The following is an 11,821-nucleotide window of genomic DNA, read 5'->3' as shown; positions in this document are numbered from 1 at the left end:
TTCAGACAAGCGACTGGACGAATGCCCGCCCGGCCTCGCTGCCGGCCAGCGCGAACGCTGCTGCATTGATTGCAATCATAGCGATCACCCCAACCCAACTGGCGACATGCACCCGCCGCAGTGCCACGAGATCATGGACTAGCAGCGATAGCAGCAGCGCAAGCAAGGTCAGCGGCACGAACCCACTGTCTTCGCCGCCAAAGATCGGCCAGCGGGAAATACGGGCCAGCGCCGGCGGCACCAGCACCAGCCCCGCCAGCAGCATCAGCCGCTTGTGAATGTCGCTCCTGGCGCGCCAATAGATCGCGCCACCGAAAAAGATCGCGAACTGCAGCAGCGCGGCGAAATTGCCGAACACCACCAGCGGCGAGAAATCGAGCATGGTTTGCCCCTCGATTCCAAGGTGCGGGACCATCGCCATATCGCTGTCCCAATCGAGGCCGAACCGGGCCAGACGCCCCGGATTGTTGAGCGTTACCATCGGCGAGGTCACCAAAACGGCGAGTGCGATCAGCACACCTGCCTTTCCCATACGCCGATGAGAAACAACCCGCCGCATCCTGACCAACGTGGTCTGCATCGCAAACCAGGCAAACCATGCCAGCAGCACGGCACCATGCACGACAAGGTAGGGCGGGAAAGGCTCGAACGACAAATACGATCCGGCCCCCAGCGACCAGCCGAAGGCAACGACAACAATCGCTAGGAACAGCCAACTCATCCAGAAGAAATAGCTGCCTTGATCGCGGCGTACGGCGCTTTGATTGGTCATCTTTACCCCCGGTTTGCGGTACGACCGCCAGGCAGGCTTATGCGATCAGGGGCAAACAAGCAAAAAGGGCCGGAGGATCGCTCCCCCGGCCCCTTCTGATTTCGTGTCAAACGGACCCGCAAGGGTCCGCAAGGCCGACTGGCCGCCCGCAGGTGCCGCGCAGTCCGCAGGACGGAGCGAGTAGCACCGAGGACGCTCCGGCGGAGGCCGGAGCGAACGGCCAGTTACGCGCCTTCGACCTCGCTGAGGTCGACCTTGAGGCCGGGGCCCATCGAGCTGGTCAGGGTGACCTTGCGCACATACTTGCCCTTGGCGCCCGACGGCTTCGACTTCACCACGGCTTCGGTCAGCGCCTTGAAGTTCGCCTTCAGCGCATCGTCAGCGAACGACAACTTGCCGATGCCGCTGTGGATGATGCCCTGCTTTTCGACGCGGGAATTCGACCTGGCCGCCCTTGGCGTCCTTCACGGCCTGCTCCACGTTCGGAGTCACGGTGCCCAGCTTCGGGTTCGGCATCAGGCCCTTGGGACCCAGCACCTTGCCCAGGCGACCGACAACACCCATCATGTCGGGGGTGGCGATCACGCGGTCATAGTTGAGGTTGCCGGCCATCATGTCTTCCATGAGGTCTTCGGCACCCACCTTGTCAGCCCCGGCGGCCAGCGCCTTGTCCGCATTGTCGCCCTTGGCGAACACGGCAACACGCACGTCCTTGCCGGTGCCCGACGGCAGCGACACCATGCCGCGCACCATCTGGTCCGCATGGCGCGGGTCAACACCCAGGTTCATGGCGACTTCGACGGTCTCGTCGAACTTGCCCTTGAACTGGCGCAGCACGCCCAGCGCTTCGTCAACGGTGTAAAGCTTCTCGCGGTCGAGTTCGGCCAGCGTCTTCTGCTTCTTGGTGATCTTCGCCATGATCTTAGCCCTCCACCACGTCGAGGCCCATCGAACGCGCGGAGCCTTCGATGATGCGGGTTGCCATTTCGATGTCGTTGGCGTTGAGGTCAGCCATCTTGATTTCGGCGATTTCGCTGAGCTGCGAACGCTTGATCGTTCCGGCAGAGACCTTGCCCGGCTCCTTCGAGCCCGACTTCAGCTTGGCGGCCTTCTTGATCAGGAAGGTTGCCGGCGGGGTCTTGGTGACGAAAGTGAACGAACGGTCGGCATAGACGGTGATGATCGTCGGGATCGGCATGCCCTTTTCAAGGCTGTCGGTCGCGGCGTTGAACGCCTTGCAGAATTCCATGATGTTCACGCCGCGCTGGCCCAGTGCGGGGCCGATCGGCGGTGAGGGGTTTGCAGTGCCGGCAGGCACCTGCAGCTTGATATAACCTTCGATTTTCTTGGCCATCGGGCCACTCCTTTTCACACTGTCGAACCGCAGCGCCTGTGGCGCTGCAAAACGGTTCTCATGTTAAGTGGTCAGGCAGCGAGTTGCCTCGCCTTCCACACGGTTCCCTTTCGGGAAGGCGCGCGGATAGCGTTTTCGCGGCGAAATGCAAGGAATTTGTCCGGCCTCGCATGTCGTGAGCAAATGCTTGGCTGATCTGCAACGCCATGCGCGAAACGCACTGGCAAACGCAAACCGACCAGATCACGGCATATGTTCTTTAAAACAGAACATACTGTAACGAACAATGTATTTTAATTAAATTCGGCCTCCGCCTAACCGGCTTCGCGTCAGCCAATCCTGCGCCCACGGAGCCCATATGTTCGACACTTTCCTCCCGCTCGCCGCGCCATTTCTGTTTGCCGTGGTCGCGATCCTTGCCCTGTTTGCGCCCGGACGGCGGCCCGGATGGCTGCTGCGCATGGCGGAGGGTGCGGCCCTTGCGGCCATCGCAGTGGCTTTCGCCAGCATCGCCCAATTGGTGATTGGCGGCCCCGCTACGTCGCCCGTGCTCGGTATCGGCGGGGTCGGGCTGTCGATCCGGCTCGATGCGGTCAGCGCGACCATGCTGGCGATGATCGCCATGATCGGCTGGGTGGTGCTGCGCTATTCCGCCAACTACCTCGACGGTGAAGAGCGCCAGGGTACCTTTGTGGGCTGGATGGCGGCGACGCTCGCCGCCGTGCTGCTGTTCGTGCTTGGCGGAAACCTGCTGCACCTGGTTACGGCATGGATCGCCACCAGCCTCTGCCTGCACCGCCTGCTGCTATTCTACCCAGACCGGATCCAGGCGATCCGCGGTGCACGCAAGAAATTCATCGTCGCACGGGTGAGCGACATCGCGCTGGCCGGTGCGGCAGCGCTACTCTGGTGGGCCTATGGCACAGCTGATTTGGCGACGATCTTCGCCGCGGCACACAGCGGTATCGCCCCGACCGGCGCAATCGTAGGAGCCGGGCTGCTCGCCTTCGCCGCCGTGCTCAAATCGGTCCAGTTCCCGACCCATGGCTGGCTGACCGAAGTGGTCGATACGCCAACCCCGGTCTCGGCCTTGCTCCATGCCGGCGTCGTCAATGGCGGCGGCTTCCTGCTGGTACGCTTTGCTGACGTCATGCTGCTTTCACCCGGCGTCCTTGCGGCCCTGGTGATGATCGGCGGTTTCAGCGCGCTGCTGGGCGGGCTTGCCATGCTGGGCCAGCCGGCAGTGAAAAATTCGCTTGCCTGGTCAACCATTGCCCAGATGGGCTTCATGATCATGCAGTGCGGCCTTGCCCTCTTCCCGCTCGCGCTGCTGCACATCGTTGCCCACTCCTTCTACAAGGCGCATGCCTTCCTTTCATCCGGCACTGCGGTGGAGGTGGTTTCCGCGGTCCGCCGGCCCGGCCCCATCGCCGTACCGAGCGGCCGCAATGTCGCTGCCGCCTTTGCCCTGGCGCTGGGCATATATGCCGCCATCGGCGCGCTGTTCGGGCTGGCCGATAAATCACCGCAAGCGATCGCACTGGGCGCGATCCTGGTATTCGGCGTGGCCTATCTTCTTGCGCAGGGCCTGGCAGACAAGGCCCCGCGCCAATTGACCCGCCAGACCGCGCTTTATTCGGTCCTCACCTCGCTCGGCTATTTCGGCCTGCAGCGCGGCTCCGAATGGCTCACGGAGGGCACCCTGCCCGCCACTCCTGCGCCGGGTCCGCTCGAATGGACGCTGATTGCGCTGGCGGTATTCAGCTTCGGGCTGACCGCAGTCGCACAGGCGCTGTTCCCGCGCTGGGCCACCCATCCCGCCGCCTCCGGCTTGCGGGTACACCTTTCCAACGGTCTTTATGCCAATGCGGTGTTCGACCGGCTGGTCGGCAATTGGTCGACCCGCAATGTCCGCTGACCACCCCATGCAAGGAAACGACACGATGACCGCGCAATTTCCCGCAGCCCAGTTTGATGCTCCCGCAATCGCTGTCGCTATCGAGGATGCGATTGAATACGCCATCCGCCAGGTGCCGCCGGCATGGCCGCTCGCTTCATCGGTGGCGGTGAACCCCTTCCTTGGGCAGGCGGGCGATAGCCTGGCCGGAGCCGCAGCCACGCTGCGCAAGGTCGGCGGCGTGCCGGTGACCATGCCGCGCCGCTGGTACCGCGAACGCATTGGCGCGGGCGAGATTTGTGATGCGAACCTTGCCGCGGCGCTTGCCGTATCGCCGCATGACGACAAGCCCGCAAACCTCGAAGCCCTGCAACTCGCGATTGCCAGCGACCGGCCCTCGCCCGCCGCACTCGCCAGCATCGCCGCTCTGTCAGCGGCGGCCAGCGGGATCGATTGGCCCGGCATCCTGGCTGACCGGATCGGCGCGTGGCTGGGCAGCTATTTCGACGAGGGGCAAGCGCTGTGGCCGGCCATTCCCGGACGTTCGGCCTGGGAAGCCTGGCAGGCCTATGCCACCCATGACCTGACGCCCGAGATCATGGGCCTTGAGGGTTTTGCCCGGATCGTGGCCGAGTCGCCGCAGAACCCGCGCATGCTGGTGGCGCGCGTTGTTGCCACGCTGGGGCTGGACGAAGCCGCGCTGCCAGGGTTCTTCCACCAGATGCTGTTCTCGCTCGGCGGCTGGGCGCAATACGCGCGCTACAAGCTGTGGCAGGCCGAACTGGCCGGCGGGACAGACGATACCTTGTCCGACTTGCTGGCGATCCGCCTGCTGTGGGAAGAGGCGCTGTATCTGCAGGATCGCGGTGCCATCGCTGGGGATTGGGCCGAGGTTCGCGCGGAACATGCACGGCTGACCGTCGCCACCACCAGCGACGTGGTGGACGAAATCCTGCAGGAAGCCGCCGAACGCGCGGCGCAGCGCCAGTTGGCGGCAACGCTGGCCTTGCCGGTTGCAGCGCCTCAGGCCGATCGCCCGGCCCTGCAAGCCGCATTCTGCATCGACGTTCGTTCCGAAGTGTTCCGCCGCGCGCTGGAAAGCGCCGATCCCTCGATCCAGACGATCGGCTTTGCCGGCTTCTTCGGGCTTGCCGCCGACCATCGCGGCTTTGCCTCCGACGTTGCCGAAAAGCGCCTGCCAGTAGTGCTCAACCCGTCTGTAACTTCGGTCTCGGGCGACGAGAGCGACGCTGCGCGCGACCGGGCGGCCCGCTTCACCCTGCGCGCCAAGCGGGCCTGGGGGCGATTCAAATTTGCTGCGGTGTCTTCCTTCGCTTTCGTCGAAGCAACCGGCCCGCTCTATGTCGTGAAGCTTTTGAAGGATGCGCTGGGGCTTGGCGCCGATAACACACCGGGCGGCCCCGCCCCGCGCCTGTCACCCGAGCTAGCGCCCGACGCACGGATCGATGCCGCGCATACGATCCTCAAGGCCATGTCACTCACCGGCAATTTCGCACCGATCGTGCTGATTGCGGGCCATGGCGCCAATGTCACCAACAACCCGCATGCAAGCGGGCTGCATTGCGGCGCATGCGGGGGCTATTCGGGGGAGGTCAACGCACGGCTGCTCGCCGGGTTGCTCAACGACCCGGAAGTGCGCGCCGGCCTGGTTCCCCGGGGGATCGAGGTGCCCGCGGACACGGTGTTCATCGCTGCACTACATGACACGACCACTGACCGCGTAACGCTCTATGATGGCGATCTAGGCATCACATCACCCGCCGATCTCCTCAAGGTTCGTAGCTGGCTGGAACAGGCAGGCGCGCTGGCCCGGGCCGAACGCGCGCTCCGCCTGCCGCATGCTTCAGGCGACACCGATATCGTCCGCCGCGCACGCGACTGGGCCGAGGTGCGGCCCGAATGGGCGCTGGCCGGCTGCAAGGCCTTCATCGCAGCTCCACGCCATCGCACCAGCGGCCGCGCACTCGAAGGGCGCGCCTTCCTGCATGACTATGACTGGCGGCAAGACGAGACAAACGGGTTTGCCGTGCTCGAGCTGATCATGACCGCGCCGGTGGTCGTCGCCAGCTGGATCAGCCTGCAATATTACGGCTCGACCGTGGCTCCGGCGGCCTTCGGTGCAGGCAACAAGCTGCTGCACAATGTCGTGGGCGGGATCGGCGTGTTCGAAGGCAATGGCGGCAACATGCGCCCCGGGCTTTCGTGGCAGTCGGTCCATGATGGCGAGAAGCTGGTGCATGAACCGCTGCGGCTTTCGGTTTGCATCGAAGCGCCGGTCGAAGCGATGACAGCGATCCTCAAGAAACACCCACAAGTGCGCGCGCTGTTCGACAATCGCTGGCTGCACCTGTTCGCTATCGATGAGAACGGCAGGCTCGCCCAGCGTTATGCCGGCAACTTGTCCTGGAAAGAGGATACGCGCAGTTAGTCTTCACAGGCCCGCGCACCCCTTGCAAGCACTGGCAACAATGAGAGGCGCGTCGGCACCCGATCTCGCCGATTATTCGGGCGGCAAAGCAAGGGATGCATGTGACAGAACCCTCATTTCTGGGAGAATTCAGCCAAGGCAACGGTCAGCTGGCGGTCGAAAATCCCGCTACCGGCGAAGTCATCGCGCGGATCAAGAGCTATGATCTCGACGAAATCCGCGCATTGATCGAGACTGCGGATCGCGCCCGCCACGCCTGGGCCGCGCGCACTGCCAAGGACCGCGCCAATATCCTGCGGGGATGGTTCAACCTGGTGATGCAGAACCAGTCCGCGCTGGCTGAACTGGTCACTGCGGAATGCGGCAAGCCGCTCGCTGAATCGATGGGCGAGGTTGCCTATGGCGCGGCCTTCATCGAATGGTTCGCGGAAGAGGCCAAGCGGACCTATGGCGAGACCGTTCCCTCGTTCGCGCCGGACAAGCGCATCCTGACGATCAAGCAACCGGTGGGCACCTGTGCGGCGATCACGCCGTGGAATTTCCCGATCGCAATGGTGACCCGCAAGGTCGCGCCGGCCTTGGCGGCGGGCTGTTCGATCATCCTCAAGCCCGCCGAACTGACGCCGCTGTCGGCGCTGGCGCTGGAGCAGCTGGCGCTCGAGGCGGGGGTGCCGCCCGAGATCTTCAAGGTCGTGCCGGTCACCGATCCGAAGCCGGTTGGCGAATTGTTCTGCAGCGACCCCCTGATCCGCAAGCTCAGCTTCACCGGATCGACCGCAGTCGGCAAGATCCTGATGCGGCAGTCGGCCCAGAACGTCACCAAGTTGAGCCTTGAACTGGGCGGGAACGCACCTTTCATCGTGTTTGACGATGCCGATATCGACAGCGCGATCGAAGGCGCGATCGCATCGAAGTTCCGCAATGCCGGCCAGACCTGCGTTTGCGCCAACCGCTTCCTGGTCCAGCAAGGCGTGGCAGCCGAATTCACTGCCAAGCTGGCTGACCGGGTCGGCGCGCTCAAGGTCGCCGCAGGAACCGAAGCGGGATCGCAGATCGGCCCGCTGATCAACCGGCCCGGGCATGACAAGGTTGCCCGCCTCGTGAGCGATGCATTGGAACGGGGGGCGAAGGCCGCGGTCGGCGGCGCCGCGTCTGACAAGGGCACGCTGTTCTACCAGCCAACCGTATTGACCGGCGTGCAATCGGACATGGAGATCGTCTCGACCGAGGTGTTCGGCCCTGTCGCGCCGATCATGACCTTCGCCGATGAAAGCGAAGCGATCGCGTTGGCCAACGACACGCCATATGGACTCGCAGCCTATTTCTACACGCGCGACATCGGGCGCGCCTGGCGCGTTATGGAAGCGCTCGAATACGGCATGGTCGCAGTCAATGACGGAATATTGTCGAGCGAGGTCGCGCCCTTTGGCGGGATCAAGCAGTCCGGCCTGGGCCGCGAAGGATCGAAGCACGGTATCGATGAATATCTCGAGCTGAAATACTGCCTGATGAGCGGCCTGGCATGATTGCGGCCTGCATCACCCCACAACCGAGGAAGGAACGCTGACGATGGCGCAACCGTTCAAGGATCACCCCTATCTCACCGGCCACCACCAACCGATGCGGTTCGAGGCCGATGCACCTGACCTGATCGTGCATGGCGAGCTGCCCGATGACCTGCACGGGGTGTTCTACCGCGTCGGCGGCGAACCGCTCTATGATCCGCCCGAAGGCTATCACTGGTTCGATGGCGACGGGATGGTCTATGGCTTCTTCTTCGAGGACGGCCGGGTTTCGATGCGCAACAAATGGGTGCGCACGGAAAAGTTCGAAGCGGAATTGAAGGCCGGCCGGCGCCTGTTCGGCGTGTTCGGCAACCCGATGGAGAGCGACCCTAGCGTACAGGGCATGCGCTACAACACCGGCAACACCAATATCGTGCTGCACGGCGGCAAGCTGCTGGCGCTGATGGAAGGCGCCCCGCCGATCGAAATGGATCCCCGCAGCCTTAGCACCCGCGAATATCTCGACTATGGCGGCACGGTCACCGGACCGTTCTCCGCCCACCCAAAGGTCGATCAGTTCAATGGTGAAATGCTGAGCTTCGGCTGGATGATCAACGGCCCGATGGGCAAGCCCGAAATCCGTTATGACATCATCGACAAGCACGGACAGATCGTAAGGAATGTGCAGTTCGATGCGCCTTACATGAGCATGGTCCACACCTTCATGGTTACGGAAAACTGGGTGATCTTCCCGTTCAATCCGCTTGAAACCAACATCCAGCGGTTCATGCAGGGCGGGCCGATGAACGCCTGGGTGCGCGGTCGCTCGTCAAAGCTGGCGATGCTCCCGCGCAATGGCGATACCGACAAGATCCGCTGGCTGGAAATGCCGGGGCGGCACATGTTCCACGAACTCAACGCATGGGAGGAAGACGGCAAGCTGATCGCCGATGTCGCCGCGGCCAACGGCACTGCGCTGTTCCCCAACGAAGATGGGTCGATGAACACGCACAAGGATACCGCGCTGGAGCTGCGGCGCTGGACGATCGACCTGACCGGCGCCACCGACGAGGTAAAAGAGGAAACGCTGAACGATCGCGATATCCAGTTCCCGCGCCCCGATGACCGGTTCATGACCCGCAAGACGCGCCACGGCTATGCCAATTGCAACCTCCATTCCACCGACGGACGGGTCGACGGCATGGATGCGGCGATCCATTTCGATACCACGACCGGCAAGGAAGACCTTTATCACTTCGGAGACGGGGCGGCCTGCGGCGAACTGATCTTCGCCCCGCGGGTGGGTGCCACTGACGAAGCGGACGGCTATGCGCTGACGCTGGTCCACCCGGCCAATTCGCATCACACCGAATTGGCGATTTTCCAGGCGCGGGACATTGCCGCCGGGCCGATCGCGCGGGTCTTCATCCCCTATCGCATCCCCAGCGGCTTCCACTGCAACTATTACACGGCCGATGGTCCGCTCGGCGCGCCGGTGTTCGAACAAGCTGCCTAGCACACAAGTATGAGGTGATCAGGCCTTGCGCGCTTTGTAGGTTGCGTTTGGCACATCGGCAGCAAGAAGGTCGGGCATGGCTCAATACGATCTCGTCATTCGCGGTGGAACCATCGTTGATGGAACCGGCGCTGCGCCTTTCTCCGGCGACATTGCTGTATCGGGCGGCAGGATTGCCGCGATCAGCGACTTTGCGAGTGAGGGTGCTGAAGAAATTGATGCCACGGGCCGGATCGTCACGCCCGGCTTCGTCGATGTGCACACCCATTATGATGGCCAGGCGATTTGGGGGCAGGAACTAAGCCCGTCATCTTCGCATGGGGTAACGACGGTCGTCATGGGCAATTGCGGGGTCGGCTTCGCCCCTTGCCGCCGCGAAGACCAGGATCTGCTCATAAATGTGATGGAAGGGGTGGAGGACATCCCTGGCGTCGTCATGTCCGAGGGGCTGCCATGGGATTGGGAAACCTTCCCAGAATATCTCGACAGGCTTGATGCCGGTCGGCGCGATATCGATGTCGCGGCTTATCTTCCCCACAGCCCCCTGCGAGTCTACGTAATGGGAGAGCGAGGAGCGAACAGAGAGGCGGCCACAGACGAAGATCTGGCCAAGATGCGGATGCTCGCAGCCGAAGCGGTCAAGGCAGGCGCATTGGGCTTTGCCACGTCTCGCCTTTCCATCCACAAGACCGCGGATGGCGGGAGCATCCCGAGCTTCGAAACTGACATCAGGGAACTGTCCGAGATTTGCCGTGGCATGACAGATGCAGGCGGCGGCACGTTCCAGATTGTGCTCGATGCATTTAAAGGGTGGGACAAGGAATATCGCGTGATCGAAGAGGTCGTTGCAGCCAGCGGGAGACCGGCGACTTTCACGCTTGCCTCAGGCAATGATGCCCCGCCTCGCTGGCGTAAAGTTCTCGGCATGATCGAGGAAACAACTCGCAATGGCGGCCAAGTCACGGCGCAAGTGATGCCGCGACCGATTGGCTTGATTGCGGGCCTTAAGTTGACCGTGCACCCCTTCGTACTGTGTCCAAGCTGGGCGAAAATCGCAGACCTGCCGGTTGAAGAACAAGTCGCAGCAATGCGCGAGCCGGACATGCGCGCAGCGCTTCTGTCTGAAGAATTTGGCGCCGGCCATCCCTTCAATGAATTGGCGCGCAATTGGGAATGGCTCTTCCCGCTCGACGATCCGCCTGACTACGCCCCGCCCAAGTCGCTGAGCATGGCCGACCATGCACGTGCCAGGGGCTGCACGCCGCAGGAAGTCGCCTATGATCGCTTGCTTGAAACGAACGGGCGAGGGTTTTTCCTGGCAGCACTGGGCAATTACGAGAACGCGAGCCTTGAAAGCGCACATACCATGCTCAGCCATGACCACTGCATTCCCGCTCTGGGCGATGGCGGAGCACATTATGGAGCGATCTGTGATGCCAGCTACTCGACATATTTATTGTCGGAGTTTGTCGGCGGCAGAAACCGGGAGGGGTTGAGTTTCGACCTTGCTGCAGCCGTCAACATGCTGTCCGCCAAGGCAGCCCGGGCCGTGGGCCTCAATGACCGCGGAGTGCTGGCCGTAGGCGCCAAGGCCGATATCAATGTCATCGATATGGATCGTTTGCGGCTGCACTTGCCTGAGATCGTCCGCGACCTGCCAGCGGGCGGGCGTCGCCTGACTCAGCGTGCATCGGGCTATGACGCCACGATTGTCTCCGGCAAGATCATTCGGAGAAACGACGCACCAACCGGGGTGTTGCCGGGCAAGCTGGTACGCGGCGCTCAAGCAGCCTAAGCCGGGACACAGGGTCGGCACTCCCCCGCCCACAGTTAAAGACTGATCCTGCTTGCGCTTGCGGAAAAAGTGGTGCCAGAAGAGGGATCTCTCTCTTCTTGCAACTAGCTGAAATTTATAAATTTCCAAATTGAAAATTCGAGTTTGACCCCCACAATGACCCCCATATAGTGAAACCTCGCGCAACTGCTTCGTAAAGATCGAACAACATCAATTACGATGTCTTCGATCACCTCACCATGATCGAGAGAAGGACGGGGATTTCATTGGTGAGATGGAGGGGGGTCCGCTGGCAGCATAGTATGCCACACTTGATTGCGGAGACCGGTTCTTGCACTATTTCCAAATCGATTTAGTGCGTTAAGACAAGGAATGTCGAAACGCATTAGATTGACTCGATTGCTTGACCGGGGATTCTATCCCACCGAGCTCCCTCCAAATTTTGCCACGAGAAACTTTTCTAGAGCGATCGGAAAGGTCACCGCGGGTAACAATTACGTGGGGAGCACAATTTCGTTCGATGGTGCGACGTT

The 11,821-nt window shown here is 62.3% G+C and carries 7 protein-coding genes and 1 pseudogene; 5 read left to right on the top strand and 3 right to left on the bottom strand.

Annotated elements, in window-relative coordinates; translation table 11 throughout:
- Position 1: 1 nt before the first annotated feature.
- The 3 genes and pseudogenes from G6N82_RS10450 to rplK form a co-directional block, all read right to left on the bottom strand.
- Positions 2-772, bottom strand: a complete 771-nt coding sequence (locus G6N82_RS10450) for a hypothetical protein (RefSeq protein ID WP_165196243.1) — start codon at positions 770-772, stop codon at positions 2-4.
- A gap of 224 nt (positions 773-996) precedes the next feature.
- Positions 997-1,690, bottom strand: a pseudogene (gene rplA / locus G6N82_RS10445) (50S ribosomal protein L1).
- Between the two features lie 4 nt (positions 1,691-1,694).
- The gene (rplK, locus tag G6N82_RS10440) at positions 1,695-2,126 is read right to left on the bottom strand and encodes a 50S ribosomal protein L11 (protein ID WP_165196241.1); all 432 of its coding nucleotides are present in this window, start codon (positions 2,124-2,126) and stop codon (positions 1,695-1,697) included.
- A gap of 358 nt (positions 2,127-2,484) precedes the next feature.
- On the opposite strand from rplK, the gene G6N82_RS10435 reads away from it, so the two are divergent.
- The 5 genes from G6N82_RS10435 (at position 2,485) to G6N82_RS10415 (ending at position 11,288) form a co-directional block, all read left to right on the top strand.
- Entirely contained in the window at positions 2,485-4,044 is a 1,560-nt protein-coding gene (locus G6N82_RS10435) for a proton-conducting transporter membrane subunit (RefSeq protein ID WP_165196239.1), read from the top strand.
- Between the two features lie 25 nt (positions 4,045-4,069).
- Entirely contained in the window at positions 4,070-6,472 is a 2,403-nt protein-coding gene (locus G6N82_RS10430; protein ID WP_165196237.1) for a DUF2309 domain-containing protein, read from the top strand.
- A 101-nt stretch (positions 6,473-6,573) separates the two neighbouring features.
- The gene (locus G6N82_RS10425) at positions 6,574-7,998 is read left to right on the top strand and encodes an NAD-dependent succinate-semialdehyde dehydrogenase (RefSeq protein WP_241255069.1); all 1,425 of its coding nucleotides are present in this window, start codon (positions 6,574-6,576) and stop codon (positions 7,996-7,998) included.
- 43 nt (positions 7,999-8,041) lie between these two features.
- Positions 8,042-9,493, top strand: a complete 1,452-nt coding sequence (locus tag G6N82_RS10420; protein WP_165196233.1) for a carotenoid oxygenase family protein — start codon at positions 8,042-8,044, stop codon at positions 9,491-9,493.
- 76 nt (positions 9,494-9,569) lie between these two features.
- Positions 9,570-11,288 (top strand): amidohydrolase family protein, encoded by a 1,719-nt coding sequence (locus G6N82_RS10415; RefSeq protein ID WP_165196231.1) that lies wholly within the window; start codon positions 9,570-9,572, stop codon positions 11,286-11,288.
- The last annotated feature ends 533 nt before the right edge of the window (positions 11,289-11,821 follow it).

It is taken from the genome of Altererythrobacter sp. BO-6 (genome assembly GCF_011047315.1).
Taxonomy (GTDB): Bacteria; Pseudomonadota; Alphaproteobacteria; order Sphingomonadales; family Sphingomonadaceae; genus Erythrobacter.
This window is presented reverse-complemented; position numbering and strand designations above follow the sequence as displayed.

What these genes read in the sequence shown, in the direction of transcription:
- G6N82_RS10450 (WP_165196243.1), bottom strand. Translation starts at nt 772, where the DNA reads ATGACCAATCAAAGCGCCGTACGCCGCGATCAAGGCAGCTATTTCTTC.
- rplK (WP_165196241.1), bottom strand. Translation starts at nt 2,126, where the DNA reads ATGGCCAAGAAAATCGAAGGTTATATCAAGCTGCAGGTGCCTGCCGGC.
- G6N82_RS10435 (WP_165196239.1), top strand. Translation starts at nt 2,485, where the DNA reads ATGTTCGACACTTTCCTCCCGCTCGCCGCGCCATTTCTGTTTGCCGTG.
- G6N82_RS10430 (WP_165196237.1), top strand. Translation starts at nt 4,070, where the DNA reads ATGACCGCGCAATTTCCCGCAGCCCAGTTTGATGCTCCCGCAATCGCT.
- G6N82_RS10420 (WP_165196233.1), top strand. Translation starts at nt 8,042, where the DNA reads ATGGCGCAACCGTTCAAGGATCACCCCTATCTCACCGGCCACCACCAA.
- G6N82_RS10415 (WP_165196231.1), top strand. Translation starts at nt 9,570, where the DNA reads ATGGCTCAATACGATCTCGTCATTCGCGGTGGAACCATCGTTGATGGA.